We start from the raw sequence: 24,503 nt of genomic DNA on the forward strand, positions 1-24,503 counted from the left end.
GTCCTGCCGCGCCAAGGCGCGGCGGCGATCGGAGCCGCCCCCTCGAGCCGATGGCCTCGCTCACCCTCGCCGACTGGCTGGCCCTCGCGGTCTTCCTGCTGTGCTGGGTCGCCTACGCGCTGGTGACGGACCGCGTGCCGGCGATCCGCGCCCGCAGCGTGATCGCCGCGATGGACGAGCACCGGCGGCGCTGGATGATCGCCATGCTCGGGCGCGAGAACCGCATCGCCGACATCGCCACCATCGGCAACCTGATGCAGAGCACGAGCTTCCTCGCCACCACCTGCATCTTCGTCCTCGGCGGCCTGGTGGCGATGCTCGGCGCGCCGGATCTCGGCCGCCGCGTCCTCGCCGCCCTGCCCTACGCCGCGGTGCCGGAGGAAGCGGCGTGGGAGGCCAAGGTCGCGCTGCTGGTGGTGATCTTCGTCAACGCCTTCTTCGCCCTCACCTGGGCGCTCCGGCAGTTCAACTACGCCTCGATCCTCGTCTCCGGCATCCCCGCGGGCCCGCCCGACCCGGCGCGCGTCGCGCAGGCCGAGGCCGCGGCGCGGGTCCTCAACCGCGCCGCGCGGCACTTCTCCACCGGCCTGCGCAGCTACTACTTCGGCCTCGCCGCGCTCGCCTGGCTGCTGCACCCGCTGGCGCTCGTCGCCGCGAGCCTCGCGGTGCTGCGCGAGCTGCACCGGCGCGAGTTCCGCAGCGAGGTGCGCGAGGCGCTCACCCGCCGCGGTCCCGCCTGAGCCGCCGCGTCAGTCCCGCGGCAGCACCAGTACGCGCAGCCAGTAGGCGGCGGTCGCTTTCATCTCCTCCTCGGCGGCGAAGAACTGCTCGCGCGCGGTTTCGTTGCGCCGCGGCTCGACGTCCAGATCCGCCCCGGCGGTGAAGGTCGGCCTGCCGTCCTCACGCACGCCGACGATCTCCACGATCACCCGCTGCCATTCCGCGCCGCGATTGGCCGCGGTCAGGGTGAACTCCTGCACCGTCGCCGGACCGGCCGCCTCGGCATCCGCCAGCGGGCCGAGCGCGAGGTTGTTCACCCGCACCCCGCCCACGGTCGCCTCGTAGCGATCGAGATCGGCGGGAGCGAGGCGGGTCCAGGGCAGCTCGGACGGCACCGGCTGCGCGCGCGCCGCGGCCGGCAGCAGCAGCGCAGGGGCGCAGGCGAGGGAGGAGACGAGCATCAGGAAACGACGGCGCACGGATGGCATCCTCCTCTGCCACGCCGGGACTCTCCGGCCCCGCGCCGCGCAAGCGGCGCCGGGTGCGGCGCTATCCCCGGAGCGCCCGGCGCACGGCGGCCAGCGCCTCGCGCGCCTTCGCCGCCTGCGGGCCGCCGGCCTGCGCCAGGTCCGGCCGGCCGCCGCCGCCCTTGCCGCCGACCGCCGCGCTCGCGGCCCGGGCCAGCGCCACCGCGTCGGCCCTGCCCCGCGCCGCCTCGCCGACGCCGACGACGATGCTCGCCTTGCCCTCGGCGGTGCTGACCAGCGCCACGATGTCCGCCGAGCCGCCCTTCAGGATCGCCTCGGCGAGGCCCTTGAGGTCGCGCGCCGGCACCTCGCCCACCTCGCGCAGCGCGACGCGCAGGCCGTCCACCTGCTCGACCTCCGCCGCCGCGCCGCCGGCGGCGAGCTTCTTGCGCAGCTCCGCCACCTCGCGCTCCAGCCGCCGCCGCTCCTCGAGCAGCGCGGCGACGCGCTCGGGCAGCTCGGCCGGGCGCACCTTGAGCGCGGCCGCGGCGGCGGCGAGGTGGCGCTCCTCCTCCTCGACGGCGCGCACCGCCGCCTCGCCGGCCACCGCCTCGATGCGGCGCACGCCGGCGCTGACCGCGCCCTCGGAGACCACCTTGAACAGCCCGATGTCGCCGGTGCGGCGCACATGCGTCCCGCCGCAGAGCTCGAGCGAGTAGACGCCCCCGCGCTCCGTCGCCTCCGGGTCGTGGCCCATGCCGACGACCCGCACCTCCTCGCCGTACTTCTCGCCGAACAGGGCGATCGCGCCGGCCTGCACCGCGGCCTCGGGCGTCATCAGGCGGGTGGTCACCTCGGCGTTCTCGCGCACCCGCGCGTTCACCTCGCGCTCGACCCAGGCGAGCTCCTCGGGCTCGATCGGCTTCGGGTGGGAGATGTCGAAGCGCAGCCGGTCCGGCGCCACCAGCGAGCCCTTCTGCGCCACATGCGTCCCGAGCCGGCGCCGCAGCGCCTCGTGCAGCAGGTGCGTCGCGCTGTGGTGGGCGCGGATCGCGGTGCGGCGCTCGTGGTCCACCTCCGCCTGCACGGCGAGGCCGACCTTCGCCTCGCCGTGCGCCACCGTGCCGTAGTGGACGATGAGGTCGCCGAGCTTCTTCTGCGTGTCGCGCACGACGATCCGGCACGCCTCGCCGGCGCTGATCAGGCCGGTGTCGCCGACCTGGCCGCCGCTCTCGCCGTAGAAGGGCGTCTGGTTCAGCACCACCGCGACCTCGGTCCCGACCGCGGCGCTCTCCACCGGCCGGCCGCCCGCGACCAGGGCGCGGATCTCGGCCTCCGCCGTCTCGGTGGTGTAGCCGAGGAACTCGGTGGCGCCGGCCTTCTCCTTGATGTCGAACCAGACGCCCTCGGTCGCCGCCTCGCCGGAGCCGGCCCAGGCGGCGCGCGCGCGCCGGCGCTGCTCGGCCATCGCCGCCTCGAAGCCGGCCACGTCCACGGCGCGGCCCTCGGCGCGCAGCGCGTCCTGGGTGAGGTCGAGCGGGAAGCCGTAGGTGTCGTAGAGCCGGAACGCCACCTCGCCGGGCAGGGGCTGGCCGGCGCCGAGCTTCGCCGTCTCCTCCGCCAGCAGGTGGAGGCCGCGGACGAGCAGGGTGCGGAAGCGCCCCTCCTCCAGCTTCAGCGTCTCGGTGATCAGCGGCTCGGCCCGCACCAGCTCGGGATAGGCGCCGCCCATCTGGCGCACCAGCACCGGGACGAGGCGGTGCATCAGCGGGTCCTCGACCCCCATCATGTGCGCATGGCGCATGGCGCGGCGCATGATCCGGCGCAGCACGTAGCCGCGCCCCTCGTTGGAGGGCAGCACGCCGTCGGCGATCAGGAAGGCGGCGGCGCGCAGGTGGTCGGCGATCACGCGGTGGCTCACCTTGAACCGCCCGTCCGGCTCGTGCCCGGTCGCCTCGGCGCTGGCGAGGATGATCGCGCGCAGCGTGTCGGTGTCGTAGTTGTCGTGCTTGCCCTGGAGGATGGCGGCGAAGCGCTCGAGCCCCATGCCGGTGTCGATGGAGGGCTTGGGCAGCGGCACGCGCACGCCCGGCGGCCCCTCCTCGAACTGCATGAAGACCAGGTTCCAGATCTCGATGAACCGGTCGCCGTCGGCGTCCGGCGAGCCGGGCGGCCCGCCCGGGATCTCCGGCCCGTGGTCGTAGAAGATCTCGGAGCACGGGCCGCACGGGCCGGTGTCGCCCATGCGCCAGAAGTTGTCGCTGGTGGCGATGCGGATGATGCGGCTGTCGGGGAAGCCGGCGATCTTCTTCCAGTAGAGCGCGGCCTCCTCGTCCTCCGCGTACACGGTGACCAGCAGGCGGTCCTTCGGCAGCGCGAAGTCCCTGGTCAGCAGCTCCCAGGCGTAGGCGATCGCCTGCTCCTTGAAGTAGTCGCCGAAGCTGAAATTGCCCAGCATCTCGAAGAAGGTGTGGTGCCGGGCGGTGTAGCCGACGTTGTCGAGGTCGTTGTGCTTGCCGCCCGCCCGCACGCATTTCTGCGCCGAGGCGGCGCGGACATAGGGCCGCTTCTCCTGGCCGGTGAACACGTTCTTGAACTGCACCATGCCGCTGTTGGTGAACAACAGCGTCGGGTCGTTGCGCGGCACCAGCGGCGAGGATGCGACCACCGTGTGCCCGTTGCGCGCGAAGTAGTCGAGGAAGGTTGCGCGGATCTCGTTGCTGCTGCTCATGGCCCCGAAGCCAGCCTGGGCCGGGGCCGGACGCCCCGCACCTCGTTTCCTCTCCGCCCCGCATCGGCACACAGGCCCGGACCGGCGAGGAGCGCCAGCCTCCCTCTAGCGCGCGCCGGACGCAGCGTCGAGGGAGCGGGCGCGCCGGCCGCCCGGGCCGCGCCGGGCGCCCCGGCGCGGGCGCGATTCTCCCGGCCCGGCAACTCGCCCCGGCGCGCGCCGTTGGCATGCGGCCGCCGCCCGCGGCCCCGGCACCGCCCGCTGCCGGCGCGGCATTCCCGCTCGGAGGACAGACCATGGCCGAGACGATGCAGGACCTGCTGGAGATCGAACTGCTGGACGCGCTCAGCGCCGAGCGCCAGGCGCTGGACGGCATGGAGGCCATGCTCGACGCCGCCGCCTCGCAGGGCCTCCGGCGGGCGATCCAGGAGCACATGGCCGAGACCCGGCGCCAGATCGAGCGGCTCGAGCAGGCGGCGCAGATGCTCGGCATCGAGCCCGACGACGCCGACTCCTGCGAGGGCATCCAGGGCCTCCTCGAAGAGGCGCAGGAGATGATCGACCTGATGGAGCCGGGCCCCCTGCGCGACGTCGCCCTGGTCGCCGCGGCGCAGAAGGTGGAGCACTACGAGATCGCCGCCTACGGCACGCTCTGCGCGCTGCTCGGCGCCGCCGGCCAGCCGCAGGCCGCCGCCCTGCTCGCCGAGACGCTGGAGGAGGAGAAGGCCGCCGATGCGCGCCTCTCCCAGCTCGCCGAGCGGGAGATCAACCCCGAGGCGCTGCGCCGGGACCAGGCGGCGAACGACCCGGACCGGCGCGGCGCCGGCAGCGCCGCCTGAGCGCCCCGGCGCCGCCCCCGGGCGCCCCCCTTCTCGTCCTCCGCGGCGCCAGGGGAGGCGCCGGGGGCCGCCCGCGCGCCTTCCGCGCCCGGCCCCCGGCGCGGCCGCCCCGCCGCTCCTATTCCGCCGCCTGGGCCTCCTCCGCGTCCTCGCCGACCAGCATCGCGTTGGCGACGACGCCCGCCTGGGCGCGGATCTTCTGCTCGATGGCGCCGGCGATCTCCGGGTGGTCGCGCAGGAACTGCTTGGCGTTCTCGCGCCCCTGGCCGATGCGCTGGCTGTCGTAGCTGAACCAGGCGCCGGACTTCTCGACGATGCCCGCCTTGACGCCGAGATCGATCAGCTCGCCGACCTTGGAGATGCCCTCGCCGTACATGATGTCGAAGTCCACCTGCCGGAACGGCGGGGCCATCTTGTTCTTGACCACCTTCACGCGCGTCGAGTTGCCGACCACCTCGTCGCGCTCCTTGATCGCGCCGACGCGGCGGATCTCCATCCGCACCGAGGCGTAGAACTTCAGCGCGTTGCCGCCCGTGGTCGTCTCCGGGTTGCCGAACATCACGCCGATCTTGAGGCGGATCTGGTTGAGGAAGATCATCAGCGTGTTCGAGCGCGAGACCGAGCCGGTGAGCTTCCTCAGCGCCTGGCTCATCAGCCGCGCGTGCAGGCCGACATGGGAATCGCCCATCTCGCCCTCGAGCTCGGCGCGCGGCACCAGCGCGGCGACGGAATCCACCACCAGCACGTCGATCGCGCCGGAGCGCACCAGCGTGTCCGCGATCTCTAGCGCCTGCTCGCCGGCGTCGGGCTGGCTGATCAGCAGGTTGTCGAGGTCCACGCCGAGCTTCTTCGCGTAGCCCGGATCGAGCGCGTGCTCGGCATCGATGAAGGCGCAGGTGCCGCCCTTCTTCTGCGCCTCGGCGATGCAGTGCAGCGCCAGCGTCGTCTTGCCGGAGCTCTCCGGGCCGTAGATCTCGACGATGCGCCCCTTCGGCAGCCCGCCGATGCCGAGCGCGAGGTCGAGCCCGAGCGAGCCGGTGGAGACGACCTCGACGTCGCCCTGCCGCTCCTGGCGCGCGCCCATGCGCATGATCGAGCCCTTGCCGAAGGCCCGCTCGATCTGGCTGAGCGCGGCGTCGAGCGCCTTTCCCTTGTCCATGCGGTGCTGTCCCCGATCTGTCCCTGACGATCCCGATGCCGCCGGCCCGCCCGCGGCCCGGCCTCTCCCCGCGCCGCCGGTTCCGCACCTCCCGGCTGCGGGCAGCGGCCACGCGGAGCGCCGGTTCCCGCCGCCTCGCTTGCACCCGGGCCGGGAGGGAGCGCAAGCGAATCCGCGGCACTCACGACCGATTAACGAAGCGTGCGAAATATGTTCCGGCCAGCCCCGAAAGACAAGAACATTTGGCAAACATCGGCACCGAGTCACTCCTTCCCGGCCAGCGCCGCCCGCACCGCGGCGACCAGCTCCTGCGGCCGGTAGGGCTTGGCCAGGAAGCGCAGCCCCTCGGCCGGCAGGTCCTCGCCAAGCGCCGCCGCCGCATAGCCCGAAACCAGCACCACCGGCAGGCGCGGAAAGCGCGCCCGCAACCGCCGGGCGAGCTCGAGCCCGTCCATCCCCGGCATCGAGACGTCCGAGACGAGCGCCGCCGGCGGCCGCGGATCGGCCCCCTCCGCGTCCAGCGCGGCCAGCGCCGCCTCCGCCCCCTCGACCGGACGCACCGCGAAGCCCGCCGCGCGCAGGGCGAGCGCGGCGAGGCGCCGCACCGGCGCCTCGTCCTCCACCAGCAGCACCGGCCCGGCCGGCGCCGCGGCCGCCGGCGCGCCCGGTCCCGCCGCGGCCGGGCCGGCGCCGCCGCGCGCCGCCTCCGCTTCCGCCTCGTGCCGCGGCAGCCAGAGCCGGAACACCGTGCCCTCGCCCGGCCGGCTGCGCACCGTCACGTGGCCGCCGGACTGGCGCAGCACGCCCTGCACGGAGGCGAGCCCGAGCCCGGTGCCGCCCTGCCCGCGCCGCGTCGTGAAGAACGGCTCGAAGATGCGCGGCAGCACCTCCGGCGGGATGCCGTGGCCGGTGTCGGCCACCTCCAGCAGCACCCAGCGGCCGGGCGGGATCGGCTCGGCCGCGCCCGGCTCCCGCTGCGGCCGCAGCAGCGTGGCGTGCGCGGTCGAAAGGCGCAGCGTGCCGCCCTCCGGCATGGCGTCGCGGGCGTTGGCGGCGAGGTTCAGCAGCGCCTGGTCGAGCTGCACCGGGTCCACCCGCACCCACCGTCCCGGCTCCTCGAGCGCCAGCTCCACCCGCACCCGGTCGCCGACGAGACGCCGCACGAGGCCCGCGACCCCGCGCACGGCGTCGTTCAGCGCCAGCACCCGCGGCTGGAGCGTCTGCCGGCCCGCGAAGGCGAGCAGGCGGCGCACCAGCGCCGCGCCGCGCTGCGCGCCGTCCAGGATCTGGCGCAGCTCGGCCGCGACCGGCTCCGCCGGCCGGTGCGCGAGGGCGGCCTCGGCGCCGCCGATCACCGCGGTGAGCAGGTTGTTGAAGTCGTGCGCCACGCCGCCGGCGAGCCGCGCGACCGCCTCGTGCGCGCCGGCCCGCGCGAGGCGGGCCTCCAGCCGCAGGCGCGGCGTCGCGTCCGCCACCCGCAGGACGACGCCCTCGACCACCCCCTCGCGCCGGCGCAGGGGGCGGCACTCGACCTCCACCACGCGGCCGGCCTGCCCCGGTGCGAAGGCCGCCGGGGCCAATCGCAGCTCCAGGGGCGGCGCGTCCCCGTCTCCGGCGGCGGGACCGGCGGCGGCCGCGCCGGCCCGGCCCGCGGCCACGGCGGCGAGCCGCGCCTCGAGCGCCGCGCGGTGCTCCGGCGCGAACAGGGCCGCCGCGGGACCGCCCTCGCGCAGCGCCCGCAGGGCCGCGTCGCCCGCCCCGGCCAGCAGCCGTTCCAGCGCCGGATTCGCCGCGACCAGGCGGCCGGCGGGGTCGAGCACCGCGACGCCGGACGGATCGGCCGCCAGCAGGGCGCGGAACGCCTCCGCCCGCGCCGCGCCGAAGCGTGCGCGGAGGGCGTCGCCTCCCCGGCGCGGCGCGGCGGCCCGGCGCATGCCGGACGCCCGGCCGGCGCGGGAGAGCAGCCGCGCCGCCAGCCCGAAGGCCGTGGCGCCTTCGGCCTCCCCGGCCGGTCCCTCCGCGCCGCCCCGGACCGCGCCGGCCCGGCCTTGCGCGCGCGCCGGGTCCGGGCACAGCACGCAGCCCCGCGGCGCGTCCCCGCCATGCCCCGCCGTCACGCGACCCGCCCCTGCCCCGCTCCCTGCCCGCGCATGCGCGCATCAGGGGCGCTCCGCCCCGCCGGCGGCAAGCGCCCCAGGCCGTGTTCACGGAGCTCTCGCCCTGAAATCACGCTTCGCCCCGCCGCCCTCCGGCGGCGCTTGCGCGCCCCCGCGCATCGGACAGGGCTGGGGTGCGCTCGCCGGCCCGCGGATCGGCACCGGCGGGCGCACCGCCGGCTGGCGGGGCGGCGCGCCCGGACAGGCCGGAGCCCGCGCCCCGCCCGGTCCGGCCCGCGGCAGACCCGCAGCGCCGCGGCGCCGGCCAGAACGGCTCCTCCCGTCCCGCGCCCGCCGCGATGCTCCGCAGGCCGGCCGCGCGCGGCGCGAGCGGACGGCAGAACCGCCCGGCGGTGCCGGACACCGCCCCCTTCCCGCACGGCGGCGCGGAAGGGGAGGGGCGCGCCTCACGCCCCGGCGGCGGCCTCCCGCAGCACCCAGTCGCGGAACGCGCGGGCCGCCGGCGTCAGGCCGGGTCCCGGCCGCGTCACGACGTAGTAGGCGAAGCGCGAGGGCCAGGGCAGGTCGAGCGCGACGGCGAGCCGCCCCGCGGCGATCTCGTCGGCGGCGTGGACGTCGGCGACCAGCGCCAGGCCCTGGCCGGCGACGGCGGCCCGCACCAGCAGGTGGTCGTCCGCGAAGCGCGGGCCGCGGGCGGCGCGGCCCTCCGGGTCCCCGACCCCGTGCGCCCGCAGCCAGAGCGTCCAGTCGGCCCCCTCGCCGTCCTGCAGCAGCGGATGGCGCAGCACGTCCGCCGGGACGCGCAGCGGCGGGCCGGCGGCGAGCAGCGCCGGGCTGCCCACCGGCAGCAGACGGGGGGCGAGGAAGCGCACCGCCTCCAGCCCGGGGTAGTCGCCGAGGCCATGGCGGAGCGCCACGTCCGCGCTGCCGGGGCCGCGCCCGACCTCGACCAGCGCGGCGGTGGTCTCGACGCGCACCTCGATGCCCGGATGCAGGGCGGCGAAGCGCCCGAGCCGCGGCACCAGCCACCCCGCCGCGAAGGAGGCGCAGGTGCTGACCACCACCCGCTGCGCGCGGCGCCGCCCGCCCCTCGCCCCTTCGGCGGCCGCCACCGCCTCCTCGATCCGCCCGAACGCCTCCGTCAGCGGCCCGAGCAGGCGCCGCCCCGCCGGGGTGAGGCGGACCTCGCGGTTGCGGCGCTCGAACAGGGCGACGCCGAGGCGCCGTTCCAGCGCCTTCACCTGCTGGCTCACCGCGCCCGGCGTCACGCCGAGCGTCTCCGCCGCCTGCTTCATGCTGCCGAGGCGGCCGGCCGCGGCGAAGGCGCGCAGCGCGGACAGCGGCAGGGGCGGGCGGGGCATGGATTCAGCTTAGCGGGGCTAAACCGACGCGCAAAGGAACTGGTTTGCCGCCGCCGCCCGCCGGCGCGAGCCTCGGGCCCGCCAGGAGAGGCCCGATCGCATGTCCGTCCGCTGCCTGTGCGTGTACCGTCGCCCCGGCCGGGTGCCGCCGCCCGGCGCGAGCGGGAGCGCCGGCCCGGCCTGCCGCGCGCCGCTCGCCGGCGGTGCGCCGGTCTTCGCCGGGCCGAGCGCCGCGGCCGCGGCGGCGGGCGCCGCATCGGAGCGGCGCGGGAGCGTCCGGGCATGACGCGCGGCATCGTGCGGCGGGCCCCCGCGGCCGCCGGACCCTGGGCCATCGTCGGGATCGGGTTGCTGGCGCTCGCGGTGGCGTTCTCGGCGCGCGCCTCCCTCAGCCTGGCGATGCCGGCCTGGGCGGGCGAACTGGGATGGTCGCGCTCCTTCGTCTCGGCCGCCGCCGCGGCGGCGCTCGTCGTCATGGCCGGCGTCGCGCCCGTCGCCGGAGCGCTGGTGGACCGGCGCGGGCCGCGGGCGGCGCTGGCTGCGGGGCTGGGCGCGCTCGCCCTCGGGTGTGCCGGCGTGGCGGCGGCGTCGGAGGCGTGGCTGTTCCTCGCCGCCTATGCCGGCGTGGCGGCGCTCGGCTTCGCGCTGGTCGCGACCCATGTCGTCGCGACGGCCGTGGCGCAGGCGGACGCCCGCCAGCGGGGCCTGGCGACGGGCATCGCGACCTCCGGCGCCACCGGCGGGCAGTTCGTCGTCGTGCCGCTGGTGGCGGCGCTTCTCGCCGCGGCGGACTGGCGCTGGAGCTTCCTCGGGCTCGCGGCCGCGGCGGCGCTGCTCGGGGTGCTGGCGTGGCGCGCGCTTCCGTCGCGCGGCGCCGCGACGCGCGGCAGGGGGCGGAGCGGGCCCGGCGCCGACCTGCGCTACCTGCTCGCGCAGCCTGCGTTCCACCTGCTGTTCTGGAGCTTCCTGATCTGCGGCTTCACCACCACGGGGGCGATCGAGACGCACCTGCTGCCCTACGCCGCGCTTTGCGGCTTCGGGCCGGTGCCGAGCGCCGCCGCCTACGGCGTGCTCTCGCTGGTCAACGTGGCCGGCATGGTGCTGGCGGGCTGGCTCGCCGACCGGGTGAACCGCCCGCTGCTGCTCGCCGGCATCTACCTCGGCCGCGCGCTGGCGTTCCTGCTGCTGCTCCAGGTCGGCGCCAGCTACGAGGCGCTGCTGCTGTTCGCGGTCGCCTTCGGCGCGGTGGACTACGCGACGGTGCCGGTGACGGCGAGCCTGGCGGCGAGCCATCTCGGCCTGCGCGTCATGGGCCTCGCCATGGGACTGGTCTCGGCGGGGCACGCGGCGGGCGCCGCGGCGGGCGCGCTGCTCGGCGGCTGGCTGTTCGACCTGACCGGCGACTACGACTGGCTGTGGCGCGGCTCGCTGCTGGCCGCGGCAGCCGCCGGCGGGCTCGTGGCGCTGATCCGCGAGGGCCACGCCGCCTGCGCCGCCGCCGCCCGGACCGCCGGGCAGGTCGCGGAAAACCCGTCGCGCTGACGGGAGCGCCGCGGCGCCCGGCGACGAGCGGCACGCGAGCGGCGCCGGCCGGAACGCAGCCCGACCGATGCCCCCCGTCACGCGGCCGCGCCGGGCGCCGCGATGCGATCGCCGCGCCGTCCCGGCGTTCGCCATCGCCCCCCGCCCGCGGCCGATTGTCTGGCGGCCCCCAGGGGCTAGACTGCGCGCCACGCGGCCCGGCACCGGCCCCCGTGGCGGAACGGTAGACGCAGGCGACTCAAAATCGCTCGCCCGCGAGGGTGTGGGAGTTCGAATCTCCCCGGGGGCACTCCCGCGCTGCGCGGGGCTGGGGGAGCGTCTTCGCCGGATGGGCGAAGCTTTCTTGTCTTTCTCGCGGAATGCGTTAGGATCGCTGGCCGCCATGCTGCCCAGCGCCCGCCTCGAGCCGCGCAGGGCAGGGCGCCAGCGGTTGCTTGCGGCCTGGGTGAGCGCACTCACGGCCTGGGCGGTCTCCGTCCTGCTGCTGCACGGGGACTACGCCGCCTCCCTCCGTCGGGAGGAGCAGCGGCTGGAATTCGCGGCGCTCGAGCGCGCCGCGGCGATGGCGGAGGCGGCCGGGCAGGCGCTGCAGCACGTCCTCGACGTCGCGGCCGGCCTGCACGCGCTGCTCCAGGCCCGCGAGCACCGCCTCCGCGCGGGCGACGCCGCCGGCGCCGCCGCCATCGAGGACCACCTGGCCGCCCTCGCCCGCCGCGGGGACTTCGCCGTGCAGGCGATCGCGGCGATCGGTCCGGACGGCACGCCGCGCCGGTCCGCCACCGCCCAGGCCCGGCGGGACGCTCCCGTCGCGCCGCCCGATCGCGGGCCCGTCGCCCTCCCTCGCGACGGCAGGCGCGGGCTGCACGTCGGCGCGCCGGAACCGGCCGACACCGGCGCCCTGCGCTGGCGCCTGCCCCTCGCGCGCCCGCTGGAGGACCCGGCCGGGCATTTCGCAGGCCTCGCGCTGGTCGCGTTCGATCCGCTCGAGCTGTCGGCCAGGCTCGGCGCCCTGCACGCCGGCGAGGGCGAGTCCTCCCTGGTGCTGCGCGTCGAGGACGGCGCGCTGCTCGCCCTCGGCGCGGCGGAGGAACGCCGCTTCCTCGGCGGCCGCCTGCCCGAGGAGGCGGCGCTGCTCCGGCTGCTGCACGCCGAGCGCGCCGGCAAGGCCCGGATCTGGAACCCTTTCACCGGCCGCGAGCTGCTCCTCGCCTACCGCCTGGTCCCGGACACGCCGCTGGCCGTCGCCTACGGCCTCGATGCGGAGCGGGAGCTGGCGCCGGTCCGCGCGCTGCGCCGCTCGGCCCAGGCGGCGATGGCCGTCACGGCGGTCGTGTCGCTGGCGGCGCTCCTGCTGGTGCTCTGACGGACCCTGCCGGGGCGCCTGGCGGCCCCGCCCCTTCCCGCCCCGCTCGCCAGGCGTTCCGCGCCGTGACGCGCACGCCGGGGCGGCCCGGGCGGGCCGCGGCGGGGCTGCCGGAACCGCCGGGTGCTTGCCATTCGCGCCGGATCGGGCAAAGACGCGCGCCGGCGGACCGGCCCGGCCGGGCCGTCGCCGGTCCGCCCGACCGCCGTCCGCCGCGTCGCGCCGCCCGCCCGTCCGCCGTCCGCCTCCACCGCACCGGAGTTCCGCGCCATGTCCGCCGTCTTCGACCGCATCGCCGACATCATCGCGGAGAACAGCGACGTCCCGCGCGAGAAGATCACGCCCGATTCGCACGTGATCGACGATCTCGGGATCGACAGCCTCGACTTCCTCGACATCGTCTTCGCCATCGACAAGGCGTTCGGCATCAAGGTGCCGGTCGAGCAGTGGACGCAGGAGGTGAACGCGGGCAACGCGCCGGCGGAGCAGTATTTCGTGATGAAGAACCTCGCCCAGCGCATCGAGGAGCTGGTCGCGGCCAGGCAGGCCCAGGGCGGCTGAGGACGCCCGAGGCGCGGCCCCGTGCGGCTCGAGTATTTCCAGATGATCGACCGCGTCCGCGCCTGCGGCGGGGGCGCGATCACCGCGGAGGCGCGGGTCCCCGAGGCCTCCCCCGTGTTCGAGGGGCACTTTCCCGGCCACCCGCTGATGCCGGGCGTGCTGCTGGTGGAGGCCATGGCGCAGGCCTCGGGCTACCTGATCCTGGCGGCACAGGGCTTTGCGCGCATGCCCTTCCTCGCCGGGGTGCGCGAGGCGAAGCTGCGCCGCTTCGTCGCGCCCGGCATGGTGCTGACGGTGGAGGCGCGGCTGGTGCATGAGGGCTCGGGCTACGCGGTGACGGCGGCCAGCATCGTGGGCCCGGACGGCGGGCGGATCTGCGACGCGGAGCTGACGCTGCGCACGCTGCCCTTCCCCGCCCCGGAACTGGCCGCGGCGATGCGCGCGCGGGCGCAGGAGATCGGCCTGCCGGCGACGGCGGCGGGAGGTGTGGCGTGACGGCGCGGCGCGAGGTCTGGATCACCGGCATCGGCCTCGTCACCTCGCTCGGCGAGGGGGCGGAGGCGCACTGGGCGGCGCTGGCCGCGCCCGGCGGCGCGAAGCCGGTGCTGGACGAGACGAGCTTCGCCCCCTTCGCGGTGCATCCGCTGCCGGCGCTCGATCTCGACCGCCAGATCCCGAAGAAGGGCGACCAGCGGCAGATGGAGCCCTGGCAGCGCCTCGGCACCTACGCCGCGGGGCTTGCGATCGACGACGCGCGGGCGCGGGCGCTGGTCGCCGACATGCACCTGGTGGTGGCCGCCGGCGGCGGCGAGCGCGACGTGGCGGTGGACGAGGCGGTGATCGCCGAGCTCGCCGGCGCGCCGCCCGAGGTCGCGGGGCCGCGGCTGAACGAGATCCTCGCGGCGAACCTGCGGCCGACGCTGTTCCTCGCCCAGCTTTCCAACCTGCTCGCCGGCAACATCTCGATCGTGCACGGCGTGACCGGCTCCTCGCGCACCTTCATGGGCGAGGAGCAGGCGGCGGCGGACGCGGTGCGCATCGCGCATCTGCGCCTCGCCGAGGGGCGCGGCGAGATCGCGCTGGTGGGCGGCGCCTACGTCGCGCAGCGCTGGGACATGCTGCTGCTCTACGCCGCGGGCGGCGCGCTGTGGCGCGGCCCCTGGGCGCCGATCTCGGCGCGGGCGGCGCGCGGCGGGGGGTTCGTCGGCGGCGGCATGGCCGCCTTCCTGGTGCTGGAGACGGCGGAGCACGCGCGCGCGCGCGGCGCCCGGGGCCTCGCGCGCCTCGCCGGCGTGGCGACCGACGTGGCGCACCGCCGCGAGGGGGGCGGTGCGGCCGCGGTGGCGCGGGCGCTGTGGGACCGGCTCGCGCCCCGCTCGGGCGGCGGCCGGCTGGGCGTGATCTCCGGCGCCAGCGGGGCCGAGCCCGCGCTCGGCGAGGAGCGCGCCTTCCTTGCCGGGCTCGGCGCCGAGGGCGCGCTGGTCCGCACCCCGGGCTCGCTGCTCGGCCACGGCGTGGAGGCGAGCTTCCCGGCCCATCTCGCCCTCGGCGCGCTGGCGCTCGCGCGCGGCGGCTTCTACCCGCCGCTCGATCCCGGGCTCGACACGCCGGCGCCGGGGGATGCCGTGGACCGGGTGCTCGTCACCGGCTTCGGCCAGTGGCGCGGCGAGGCGCTGGCGCTGCTGGAGCCGGCGGCATGAACGGCACGACCATGACGACCACGACGACACGCGACAGGCACGGCCGGCCCCTGGTCGCGGTGACCGGCATCGGCATCGTCACCTCGCTCGGCTGGGGCGTGGAGGCGAACTGGGCGGCGCTGACCGCGGGGCGGTCGGGCATCCGCCGCATCACCCGCTTCCCGACCGACCACCTCAAGACCACCATCGCCGGCCTGGTGCACCTGCCGGACGAGGCGCCGGGCGGCGAGTGCATCCCCTCCCCCGTCCGCGTCGAGCGCATGGCGGTCGCGGTGATCGCCGAGGCGCTGCAGAACGCGCGCATCGGCGACACGGGCCGCTTCCCGGGGCCGCTCTTCGTCGGCATGCCGCCGGTGGAGATGGAATGGCCGCAGCGCTTCGCGCTCGCCCGCGGCGCCAATGACGGCGCGCCGGGCTACCGCGGCCTCGTCGCCGCGGTCGAGGGCCGGCAGGACATCTACGAGACGGTGCTGTTCGGCGGCGTGGCCGAGCACCTCGCCGCGCGCTTCGGCACCCGCGGCGCGCCGATCAGCCTGACCACCGCCTGCGCCACCGGCGCCTCCGCGATCCAGCTCGGCGTCGAGGCGATCCAGCGCGGCGAGGCGGAGGCGGCGATCGCCCTCGGCGCCGACGGCTCGGTGCAGCCCGAGGCGCTGATCCGTTTCTCGCTGCTCTCCGCCCTCTCGATGCGCAACGAGGAGCCGGAGAAGGCGGCGCGGCCCTTCGACCGCACGCGCGACGGCTTCGTCATGGCCGAGGGCGCCGCGGCGCTGGTCCTGGAGAGCCTGGAGAGCGCGCGCGCCCGCGGCGCGCCGGTGCTCGGCCTGGTGCTCGGCTGCGGCGAGCGGGCGGATTCCTTCCACCGCACGCGCTCCAACCCCGACGGCAAGGCGATCATCGGCGCCATCCGCAACGCGCTGGCGGATGCCGGGCTGGCGCCCGGGGACATCGACTACGTCAACGCGCACGGCACCGGGACGCCGGAGAACGACAAGATGGAGCATCTCGGCATGCGCGCCGTGTTCGGCGACCGGCCGCCGCCCATCTCCTCCAACAAGTCCATGATCGGCCACACCCTCTCCGCCGCCGGCGCGGTGGAGGCGGCGTTCAGCCTGCTCACCATCCGCGACCAGCTCCTGCCGCCGACGATCAATCACCGCGAGCCCGATCCGGCGATCCCGCTCGACGTGGTGCCGAACGAGGCGCGCCGGGCGCGGGTGCGGCACGTGCTCTCCAACTCCTTCGGCTTCGGCGGGCAGAACGTCTGCCTGGTGCTGGGCGAGCCGCCGGGCTGAGCGCCATGCGCGCCTTGCGGCTGCACGCCGAGCGCGACCTGCGCCTCGACGACATCCCCCCGCCGCCCCCGCCCGGACCGGGCGAGGTGCAGGTGCGCATGCGCGCCCTCGCGCTCAACCACATCGACGTCTGGGGCTGGCGCGGCATGGCCTTCGCGAGGCGCGCGCTGCCGATCTGCGTCGGCGTCGAGGCGGTGGGCGAGGTCGTCGCCGCGGGGCCGGGCGTGGAGGGATGGCGCATCGGCGACCGCGTCGCGCCCTACGGCGCCATCACCTGCGGCGCCTGCCGCGCCTGCCGCGAGGGCCGCGACAACCTCTGCGAGGACGTCCGCGGCATCATGGGCTTCCACGTGGACGGCTTCGCGCGCGAGCGCGCCAACCTCGAGGCGCGGCTGCTGGTCCGCGTGCCCGACGGCATCGGCTGGGAGGACGCGGCCTGCGGCCCGGTGACCTTCGCCACCGTCGAGCACATGCTGTTCGACAACGCGCGGCTGGAGCCGGGCGAGACCATCCTGGTCCACGCCGCGGGCTCCGGCATCGGCACGGTGGCGATCCGCATGGCCAAGGCGCTCGGCTGCACGGTGATCGCCACCGCCGGCGACGACGAGAAGTGCGCGAAGGCCCGCGCGCTCGGCGCCGACCACGTGGTGAACTACACGACCGGGCGCTTCGAGAGCGTGGCGCGGCGCGTCACCGGCAAGCGCGGCGTGGACGTGGTGTTCGAGCATGTCGGCGCGGCGACCTGGGCGGGCTCGCTGTTCTCGCTGCGCATGGGCGGGCGGCTGGTGACCTGCGGCTCGACCTCGGGCGTGGCGGCCGAGACCAACCTGATGATGCTGTTCCAGCGCCAGCTCCGCATCTTCGGCTCGTTCGGCGCCTCGATGCGCAACATCGCCGACGGCTACGCGAGGATGGCGGCGGGCCTGCGGCCGGTGATCGACACGGTGCTGCCGCTCGAGCGCTTCGCCGAGGGGGTGGCGCGGCTCGAGAGCCGGCGCGTGTTCGGCAAGATCGTGGTGACGCTCTAGGGGGCGGGGAGCCGCGGAGCGCCGTGCGAGTCCTGCAGCGTCTCGGCGAGGGCGCGCTCGGCCTGCTCGTGCGCTGGCTGTTCGCGCTGATGCGCGTCCTCGGGCCGGATCGCGGCCCGCGCATCGGCGGCGCGGTGGCGCGCGCGTTCGGCCCGCTGACGCCGGCCCACCGCATCGCGCGCGACAACATCCGCGCCGCCTTCCCCGACCTCCCCGAGGCCGGGCGCCGGCGCATCCTGCGCGAGGCCTGGGACAACCTGGGCCGCACCGCCTGCGAGTACGTCCACATGGACGCGATCTGGGACTTCGACCTGGCGCGGCCCGGCGCCGGGCGCATCGAGGCGAGCCCCGAGGTGATCGCCCGCTACGCCGCGCTGCGCGACCGCGCCGGGCCGGCGCTGGTCTTCGCCGCGCATCTCGCCAACTGGGAACTGCCGGCGGTCGCCGCGGCGAAGCACGGCATCCGCGCCGCGGTGCTGTACCGCACGCCCAATGTCGCGCCGGTGGCGCGCGAGATCCTCAGGCTGCGCCGCGGCACGATGGGCACGCTGATCCCGGCCGGCATCGCCGCGCCGCTGCGCATGGTCTCGGCGCTGGAGCAGGGCATGGTGGTCGGCATGCTGGTGGACCAGCGCTTCGGCCGCGGGCCGCGCGTGCCCTTCCTGGGCCGGCCGGCCGCGGCGAACCCGCTGCTCGCCGAGCTCGCGCGCCGCTTCGACTGCCCGGTGTACGGGACGCGGGCGATCCGCCTCCCGGGCGGCCGGTTCCGGCTCGAGCTGACCGGGCCGCTCGACCTCCCGCGCGACGCGGAGGGGAAGATCGACGTCGCCGCCGCCACCGCGGCGATCAACCGGGTCGTCGAGGCCTGGGTGCGCGAGCATCCCGGCCAGTGGCTCTGGATGCACCGCCGCTGGCGCTGACGGCGGCGCTTGCGGCCGGCGCGCCGGCGTGCCCACCCTGGGCGGCATGGACCGCCGACGCAGCACCCCGCTCGACGCCCTGACCCCCGGCGCGCGCTTCCGCACCGAGCACCGCGTGACCGCCGCCGACCTCGCCCCGGTCGCCGCCCTGCTCGGCGAGGCGGAGGGGGCGCTGCCGGCGCGCGCCGCCGGGGCGCTGATGACGCACCTGATCGCCACCGCCTTCCCCGGCTTCGGCACGGCCATCCTGCGCGAGGACTACCGCTACGCCGGCACCCTCGCCGAAGGCGACGCGCTGACGGCCGAGATCGAGGTGACCGAGGTGGACCGGGCCGCCGGCCGGGCGCGCCTCGCCTGCCGCGTGCTCGGCCCGGGCGGCGCCGCGCTGCTCGCCGGCGAGGCCGAGGTGGCCCCGCCCCGCGTCGCCGAGGAACGCGAGGTTCCCGCCCTTCCGGGCGCGTCGCCGCGGCCCGTGCGCGTGCTGCGCGCGCTGCTCGCGCGCTGCGCCGGCCTGCCGCCGGTGCCGACGGCGGTGGTGCATCCCTGCGACGCGGAAAGCCTGCGCGGCGCGCTGCTCGCCGCCGAACACGGCCTGATCGCGCCGATCCTGGTCGGGCCGGAGGCGAAGATCCGCGGCGCCGCCGCAGCCGCCGGCCTCGACATCGCCGCCCTGCCGCTCGTTCCCGCCCCGCACAGCCACGCCGCGGCCGAGCTCGCGGTCGCGCAGGTGCGCGAGGGCCGCGCCGCGGCGCTGATGAAGGGCAGCCTGCACACCGACGAGCTGATGGCCGCGGCGCTGGCGCGGGAGGCGGGGCTGCGCACCGAGCGCCGCGTCAGCCACTGCTTCGTGGTGGACGCGCCGCTCTACCCGCGCCCGCTCCTCATCACCGACGCCGCGGTCAACATCCAGCCCGACCTCGAGGCGAAGGCCGACATCGCGCGCAACGCCATCGCCCTCGCCCGCGCCATCGGCATCGAGCTGCCCAAGGTCGCGATCCTCTCGGCGGTGGAGACGGTGACGCCGAAGATCCCCTCCACCATCGACGCCGCGGCGCTGTGCAAGATGGCCGAGCGCGGGCAGATCGTCGGCGGCGTTCTCGACGGCCCGCTCGCCTTCGACAACGCGGTGAGTCCGGCGGCGGCGAGGGCCAAGGGCATCACGAGCCCGGTGGCGGGCCAGGCCGACGTGCTGCTCTGCCCCGATCTCGAGAGCGGCAACATGCTCGCCAAGCAGCTCACCTATCTCGGCGGCGCGGAGAGCGCCGGGATCGTGCTCGGCCTGCGCGTCCCCGTGGCGCTCACCAGCCGCGCCGACAGCGCGACGGCGCGGCTCGGCAGCGCGGCGCTGCTCCGGCTGATGGCGCCGCGCGCGGCGGCGCCCGCCCCGGGATGAGCGGACGGGCGCGCCCGGGGCGCCGCCGCGACGGCCGCCCCCGGTCCGCGATCGCGCCACCGCAGCGAGGAGACCCCGATGACGCCCGCCACCATCGCCGTGCGCACGGCGACGCTCGAGATCGCCTGCGAGGTCCGGGGACCGGAAACCGGTCCGGCGGTGATCCTGCTGCACGGCTTCCCGGACGACGTGCGCGCCTGGGACGGCGTCGCCGCGCCGCTCGCCGGGGCCGGCTGCCGCGTGGTCGTGCCCTACCTCCGCGGCTGCGGCGCGACGCGGTTCCTGGACCCGGGGACGCCACGCTCCGGCGAGCAGGCGGCGCTCGGGCACGACCTGCGCGCGCTGATGGACGCGCTGCGCCTCCCGCGCGCGCTGCTGGCGGGCTACGACTGGGGCGGGCGGGCCGCCTGCGTGGTCGCGGCGCTGTGGCCGGAGCGCGTGGCCGGGCTCGTCACCGGCAACGGCTACGCCATCCAGGACATCGCCGCCGCCGCGCGCCCCGCCGCGCCGGCGCAGGAGCTGCGGTTCTGGTACCAGTGGTACTTCCACACCGAGCGCGGCCGCGCCGGCCTCGCCGCGAACCGCCGCGCGCTCTGCCGCCTGCTGTGGGAGCTGTGGTCGCCGACCTGGCGCTTCGCCGAGGCCGAGTTCGAGCGCACCGCGCCGAGCTTCGACAATCCCGACTTCGTCGCGGTGGCGATCCACTCCTACCGCCACCGCTACGGCGCCGCGCCGGGCGATCCCGCGCTGGCGCCGATCGAGGCGCAGCTCGCGCGGCAGCCGAGGATCGCCGTGCCGACCATCTGCCTGCACGGCGCCGACGACGGCGTGGCGCCGCCCGAGACCAGCGCCGGCCACGCGCGCCACTTCGCCGGCCCCTACGCCCGCCGCGTGCTGCCCGGCGTCGGCCACTTCCTGCCGCGCGAGGCGCCGGAGGCGCATGTGCGCGCGGTGCTGGAGCTGCTGGCGCGGTAGGTCAGGCCTCGTCCGGCGGCAGGCGCGGCGGGCGGAGCGGCTCCGGCGTCCGCGCGGAGCGAGGCCCGCACCAGCGCATCCAGCGCGCCGAGGAAGCGCGCGCGGTCCGCCCTGGCCATCGCCGCGGGGCCGCCCGTCTCGCGCCCCGCCTCGCGCAGCGCGCGCGCCACCTCGCGCCCGGCGAGCGCGCCGCCGATGTTGTCCGCCGTCCAGACATGGCCGCGCGGCGCCACCGCGCGCGCCCCCTTCGCCAGGCAGCGCGCGGCGAGCGGGATGTCGGCGGTGACGCAGATGTCGCCGGGCGCGATGTGCTCGGCGATCCAGTCGTCCGCCGCGTCCGCGCCCTCGCCCACCACGACGAGCCGCGCGTTCGGCAGCGGCGGCGGCCGCGCGCCGCGCCGGCCGTTGCTCACCAGCACCACCGGCAGGGCGTGACGGGCAGCGACGCGATACGCCTCCTCGCGCACCGGGCAGGCGTCGCCGTCGAGGTAGAGGACGGGCGGCGGCGCCACTCAGCCGCCGCCGCGCAGCATGCGGATGATGCCGGAGAAGTCGGCCTCCGCGCCGCCCTGCTCGACGAAGCGCCGGTAGAGCGCGAGCGCCTGCGCGCCGAGCGGTGTCTCGACGCCGGCCGCTCGCGCCGCCTCCTGCGCCAGGCCGAGGTCCTTCGCCATCAGCGCGGCGGCGAAGCCGGGCCTGTAGTCGCGGTTGGCGGGGCTCCCCGGCACCGGGCCCGGCACCGGGCAGTAGGTGGTGAGCGACCAGGACTGGCCGGAGGAGCGCGACATCACGTCGAACAGGGCCTGGTGCGAGAGGCCGAGCTTCTCGGCCAGCACGAAGGCCTCGCAGGTGACGATCATGGTCGCCGCGAGCACCATGTTGTTGCAGGTCTTGGCCGCCTGGCCGGCGCCCGCTTCGCCGCAATGCAGCACGTTGCGCCCCATCGCCTTCAGGATCGGCTCGGCGCGCGCGAACGCTTCCGCCGGGCCGCCGACCATGAAGGTGAGGGTCGCCGCCTCCGCCCCCATCACGCCGCCCGAGACCGGGGCGTCGAGCATCGGCCGGCCGACCGCGGCGGCGACCGCGCGCGCGGTGGCGACGTCGATGGTCGAGCAGTCCACCAGCACCGCGCCCGGATCGCTCGCCGCCGCCATGCCGCCCGCGCCGAGCCAGGCCTCGCGCACCTGCTCGCCCGCGGGCAGCATGGTGATCACGAACTCCGCCCCGCGCGCCGCCTCCGCCGCCGATACGGCCGCCGCGACGCCCGCCGCGGCGGCGCGGGCCAGCGTCTCCGGCACGATGTCGAAGCCCGTGACCGCGTGCCCCGCCCTGACCAGGTTGCGCGCCATCGGGCCGCCCATGTTGCCGAGGCCGACAAAGCCGATCCGCGCCATCGCCGCCTCCTCCTTCCGGATGCGGCGGCCAGGGTAGGCGGCGCGCGCGGGAAGAGGAAGGCGCCTTCGCCCGCAGGCCGCCGCGCCGGTCCGCCACCCTGGCGTCGCCGGCGGGCGCCGCGTAACCTCCCGCCGCCGCCCCCCGGGCCAGGCAGGAAGCAGGGATGCCCGTCCAGATGAGCAGCGCGCGCCGCGCGGTCTACCGCCATGCCGACCTTGCCCGCCTCTTCGATCCGCGGAGCGTCGCCATCATCGGCGCCTCGCCGCGCCCCGGCTCCTTCGGCGAGCGCACGCTGAAGGCGCTCGCCCATTACGACGGCCGCATCCACCTGGTGAACGGACGCTACGCGGAGATCGAGGGCCGGCCCTGCCACCCCTCCGTCGCCGCGCTGCCGGAGGTGCCCGACTGCGCCGTCATCGTCGCCGCGCGCGAGGCGGTGGAGCCGATCGTCGAGGAGTGCATCGCGGCCGGCGTCGGCGGCGTGATGATCTACGCCTCCGGCTACGGCGAGACCGGCAGGCCGGAGCGCGTCGCGCAGCAGCGGCGCCTGAGCGAGCTCGCCCGCCGCTCCGGCATGCCGATCGTCGGCCCGAACTGCATCGGCATGCTCAACTTCCGCAGCCGCGCCGGCGTCACCTTCATGCAGATCCCCCAGCTGCCGGAGCCGCGGCCGCACGCGGTCGGGCTGATCAGCCAGTCGGGCGCGCTCGGCTTCTCGCTCGCCCAGGCGCACGAACGCGGGGCCTCCTTCAGCCACCTGCTGACCACCGGCAATTCCTGCGACGTGGACGCGGCGGACTGCATCGCCTACCTCGCCGAGGATCCGGGCTGCGCCGCCATCGCCTGCGTGTTCGAGGGGCTTCCCGATCCGGCGCGCCTGCTCGAGGCGGCGGAGATCGCCGAGGCCCACGACAAGCCGATCGTGCTCTACAAGCTCGGCACCGGGGAAGAGGGCGCGGCGGCGGCGCTGTCGCACACCGGCTCGCTCGCCGGCTCGATGGCCGCCTGGCGCGCCGCCTTCGAGCGCGCCGGCGCGATCCTGGTCGAGGACTTCGAGGCGCTGGTCGAGAGCGCGGCGTTCTTCGCCAAGATGCCGCGGCGCCCGGCCGCGCGCGGCGCGGCGGTGGTCGCGGTCTCCGGCGGCTCGGCCATCATGGCCGCCGACCGCGCCGAGGTGCACGGCGTGCCGCTGCCGCAGCCGAAGCCCGAGGTGCGCGCGGTGCTGGAGGCGCGCATCCCGGAATTCGGCTCCCCCCGCAACCCCTGCGACGTGACGGCGCAGGTCGCGAACGACCCGGATTCGCTCACCGCCTGCGCCGAGGCGCTGCTCGGCGACGACGCCTACGGCGTGCTGATCTATCCGCAGATCTACGCGACCGAGCTCACCGGCCAGCGCGTGGCGATGCTCTCCGACCTCGCGCGGCGCATGGAGAAGCCGGTCTGCATCGTCTGGACCACGGAGTGGCTGGAGGGCCCCGGCGCGCGCGCCGCGGAGGAGGACCCGCGGGTCGCGCTGTTCCGCTCCACCGACCGCTGCTTCGCCGCCCTCGCCGCCTGGCACGCGCGCGCGGCGCGGCGGGCGGCCGGCCCGCGCCGCTGGACGCGCCGCGCCGCGCCGGAGGCCGCGGCCGAGGCGGCGGCGCTGCTCGATGCGGCGGCGCCGGGCGCGACGCTGACCGAGCGCGAGGCGAAGCGCGTGCTCGCCGCCTACGGCGTGCCGGTCGTGCCCGAACGCCTCGCGCGCAGCGTGGAGGAGGCGGTCGCCGCCGCCGCCGCGCTCGGCTACCCGGTCGCGGTGAAGGTCGAAAGCCCCGACCTGCCGCACAAGACCGAGGCCGGGGTGATCCGCCTCGGCCTCAAGGACGAGGGCGAGCTGCGGGCGGCCTACGCGGCGGTGATGGCGAACGCCGGGCGCGTCGCCCCGCCGCCGCGGATCAACGGCGTGCTGGTGCAGCCGATGGCGCGCCCGGGCGTGGAGGTGATGGTGGGCGGCCGGATGGATCCGCAGTTCGGGCCGCTCGTGCTGGTCGGCCTCGGCGGCGTGCTGGTCGAACTGATGCGCGACAGCGCCACCGCCCTCGCGCCGGTCACGGCGGAGGAGGCGCGGGCGATGCTGCGGCGGCTGAAGGGCTTCCGCGCCCTGCAGGGATTCCGCGGCGCGCCGCCGGCCGATCTCGACCGCCTCGCCGACATCGTCTGCCGCCTGTCGGAGCTGCTCGCCGACCAGCGCGGGCGCATCGCGGAGCTGGACGTCAACCCGATCATCTGCGCCGGCGCCGAGGCGGTGGCGGTGGATGCGCTGATCGTGCGCGGCGGGGGCGGGTAGGCGGCGCCCCGCGCCCCTGTCGCACGCGTCTCCCCGCCCGCGCCGGCGTGGCGCCGGGCGAGCCCGCGCGCACGGGCGGCGCCACGCATCGGCGGGCGGCGCGCTTCCGGCCATGCCCGGCCGTCCGCGGCCGGCCTGGAGCGGATCGCAAACGGCAAGGAACCGCCGGGAACGTGAATCCGCTCGACCGACACCGGGCCGGAGCCGCTGCCGCGAGCCCAGCCGGGCGGCAGCGGCCCCCGTGGTCTGATCGTTGCCGTCGGTTCCCGACAGCAGCCTGAATCAGAGCGCCAGATTGCTGCTGGTGGTGCGATTCACGCCGCGGAGGGCAGGCGCCATCTGCGGCGATCGCACCACTAGGGTCTGTACTCAATTGCCGTGGGAACGGTGCGGTGATTCGCCCTGCCCAACGGCGGGAGATGAAGGGTGTTGCGCCTGTTCGGGCTGAGCGACGTGCCGTGGGCGGCGAGCGAGCCGCATCCGGCGATGGTCCACACCGGGCCGCGGCGCGTGGACGACCGGCGGGGGATCGGCGGCATCGTGCACCGTTTCCGCGAAGGCTGCCGCTGGCGTGCCCTGCCGCCGGAATAGGGGCCATACGCCACCGTCTT

At 76.7% G+C, this 24,503-nt stretch carries 20 protein-coding genes, 1 tRNA gene and 1 pseudogene; 15 read left to right on the forward strand and 7 right to left on the reverse strand.

Annotation, left to right across the window (positions count from 1 at the left end):
* Positions 1–50 precede the first annotated feature (50 nt).
* The gene (locus K1J50_RS07105) at positions 51–740 is read left to right on the forward strand and encodes a DUF599 domain-containing protein (protein ID WP_220117014.1); all 690 of its coding nucleotides are present in this window, start codon (positions 51–53) and stop codon (positions 738–740) included.
* A gap of 9 nt (positions 741–749) precedes the next feature.
* On the opposite strand, the gene K1J50_RS07110 is transcribed toward K1J50_RS07105, so the two are convergent.
* Both K1J50_RS07110 and alaS read right to left on the reverse strand, forming a co-directional pair.
* Complete coding sequence (locus K1J50_RS07110; protein ID WP_220117015.1) at positions 750–1,199, reverse strand: hypothetical protein; 450 nt, start codon at positions 1,197–1,199, stop codon at positions 750–752.
* 70 nt (positions 1,200–1,269) lie between these two features.
* Positions 1,270–3,918, reverse strand: coding sequence for an alanine--tRNA ligase (alaS, locus tag K1J50_RS07115; protein WP_220117016.1), 2,649 nt, complete (start codon positions 3,916–3,918; stop codon positions 1,270–1,272).
* A 296-nt stretch (positions 3,919–4,214) separates the two neighbouring features.
* Between alaS and K1J50_RS07120 the strand changes: the two genes are divergently transcribed.
* Positions 4,215–4,757 (forward strand): YciE/YciF ferroxidase family protein, encoded by a 543-nt coding sequence (locus K1J50_RS07120; RefSeq protein WP_220117017.1) that lies wholly within the window; start codon positions 4,215–4,217, stop codon positions 4,755–4,757.
* 118 nt (positions 4,758–4,875) lie between these two features.
* Here the strand turns inward: K1J50_RS07120 and recA are convergent, their stop codons facing one another.
* From recA to K1J50_RS07135, 3 genes are all read right to left on the reverse strand, one after another.
* The gene (recA, locus tag K1J50_RS07125; protein WP_220117018.1) at positions 4,876–5,916 is read right to left on the reverse strand and encodes a recombinase RecA; all 1,041 of its coding nucleotides are present in this window, start codon (positions 5,914–5,916) and stop codon (positions 4,876–4,878) included.
* Between the two features lie 263 nt (positions 5,917–6,179).
* A complete protein-coding gene (locus tag K1J50_RS07130; protein WP_220117019.1) occupies positions 6,180–7,850 on the reverse strand; it encodes a PAS domain-containing sensor histidine kinase in 1,671 nt (556 codons plus the stop codon).
* Positions 7,851–8,479: 629 nt separating this feature from the next.
* Positions 8,480–9,394 (reverse strand): LysR substrate-binding domain-containing protein, encoded by a 915-nt coding sequence (locus K1J50_RS07135; protein ID WP_220117020.1) that lies wholly within the window; start codon positions 9,392–9,394, stop codon positions 8,480–8,482.
* A gap of 282 nt (positions 9,395–9,676) precedes the next feature.
* Here K1J50_RS07135 and K1J50_RS07140 point away from each other — a divergent pair, with 282 nt between their 5' ends.
* From K1J50_RS07140 to K1J50_RS07190, 11 genes are all read left to right on the forward strand, one after another.
* Positions 9,677–10,936, forward strand: coding sequence for an MFS transporter (locus tag K1J50_RS07140; RefSeq protein WP_220117021.1), 1,260 nt, complete (start codon positions 9,677–9,679; stop codon positions 10,934–10,936).
* Between the two features lie 206 nt (positions 10,937–11,142).
* Positions 11,143–11,225, forward strand: a tRNA-Leu gene (locus tag K1J50_RS07145).
* A gap of 93 nt (positions 11,226–11,318) precedes the next feature.
* A complete protein-coding gene (locus tag K1J50_RS07150; protein WP_220117022.1) occupies positions 11,319–12,299 on the forward strand; it encodes a PDC sensor domain-containing protein in 981 nt (326 codons plus the stop codon).
* Positions 12,300–12,569: 270 nt separating this feature from the next.
* Positions 12,570–12,860, forward strand: coding sequence for an acyl carrier protein (locus K1J50_RS07155; protein WP_220117023.1), 291 nt, complete (start codon positions 12,570–12,572; stop codon positions 12,858–12,860).
* 21 nt (positions 12,861–12,881) lie between these two features.
* Positions 12,882–13,355: a 3-hydroxyacyl-ACP dehydratase FabZ family protein gene (locus K1J50_RS07160; RefSeq protein WP_369413540.1), complete on the forward strand. Its 474-nt coding sequence runs from the start codon at positions 12,882–12,884 to the stop codon at positions 13,353–13,355.
* Complete coding sequence (locus tag K1J50_RS07165; RefSeq protein WP_220117024.1) at positions 13,352–14,560, forward strand: beta-ketoacyl-ACP synthase; 1,209 nt, start codon at positions 13,352–13,354, stop codon at positions 14,558–14,560. The genes K1J50_RS07160 and K1J50_RS07165 overlap by 4 nt, the downstream gene beginning before the upstream one ends.
* Positions 14,557–15,855, forward strand: a complete 1,299-nt coding sequence (locus K1J50_RS07170; RefSeq protein WP_255575016.1) for a beta-ketoacyl-ACP synthase — start codon at positions 14,557–14,559, stop codon at positions 15,853–15,855. Before K1J50_RS07165 ends, K1J50_RS07170 begins: the two co-directional genes overlap by 4 nt.
* 5 nt (positions 15,856–15,860) lie before the next feature.
* Positions 15,861–16,883, forward strand: a complete 1,023-nt coding sequence (locus K1J50_RS07175) for a zinc-binding dehydrogenase (RefSeq protein WP_220117025.1) — start codon at positions 15,861–15,863, stop codon at positions 16,881–16,883.
* Positions 16,884–16,906: 23 nt separating this feature from the next.
* Positions 16,907–17,803 (forward strand): lipid A biosynthesis lauroyl acyltransferase, encoded by an 897-nt coding sequence (locus K1J50_RS07180; RefSeq protein WP_220117026.1) that lies wholly within the window; start codon positions 16,907–16,909, stop codon positions 17,801–17,803.
* A gap of 28 nt (positions 17,804–17,831) precedes the next feature.
* Complete coding sequence (locus K1J50_RS07185; protein ID WP_369413541.1) at positions 17,832–19,196, forward strand: bifunctional enoyl-CoA hydratase/phosphate acetyltransferase; 1,365 nt, start codon at positions 17,832–17,834, stop codon at positions 19,194–19,196.
* A 78-nt stretch (positions 19,197–19,274) separates the two neighbouring features.
* Positions 19,275–20,171, forward strand: a complete 897-nt coding sequence (locus K1J50_RS07190) for an alpha/beta fold hydrolase (protein ID WP_220117027.1) — start codon at positions 19,275–19,277, stop codon at positions 20,169–20,171.
* A 50-nt stretch (positions 20,172–20,221) separates the two neighbouring features.
* Here the strand turns inward: K1J50_RS07190 and K1J50_RS07195 are convergent.
* Positions 20,222–20,683 (reverse strand): annotated as a pseudogene (locus K1J50_RS07195) (YaiI/YqxD family protein); the annotation flags it as partial.
* Positions 20,684–21,727, reverse strand: coding sequence for a 3-hydroxyisobutyrate dehydrogenase (gene mmsB, locus K1J50_RS07200; protein WP_456304553.1), 1,044 nt, complete (start codon positions 21,725–21,727; stop codon positions 20,684–20,686).
* Positions 21,728–21,741: 14 nt separating this feature from the next.
* On the opposite strand from mmsB, the gene K1J50_RS07205 reads away from it, so the two are divergent.
* Together K1J50_RS07205 and K1J50_RS07210 are read left to right on the forward strand one after the other, a co-directional pair.
* On the forward strand, positions 21,742–23,892 hold the full coding sequence (locus tag K1J50_RS07205) for an acetate--CoA ligase family protein (protein ID WP_220117030.1): 2,151 nt from the start codon (positions 21,742–21,744) through the stop codon (positions 23,890–23,892).
* A 426-nt stretch (positions 23,893–24,318) separates the two neighbouring features.
* On the forward strand, positions 24,319–24,483 hold the full coding sequence (locus K1J50_RS07210) for a transposase (RefSeq protein ID WP_220116048.1): 165 nt from the start codon (positions 24,319–24,321) through the stop codon (positions 24,481–24,483).
* The last annotated feature ends 20 nt before the right edge of the window (positions 24,484–24,503 follow it).

Origin of the sequence: Caldovatus aquaticus, assembly GCF_019458025.1 — a bacterium.
GTDB lineage: Bacteria > Pseudomonadota > Alphaproteobacteria > Acetobacterales > Acetobacteraceae > Caldovatus > Caldovatus aquaticus.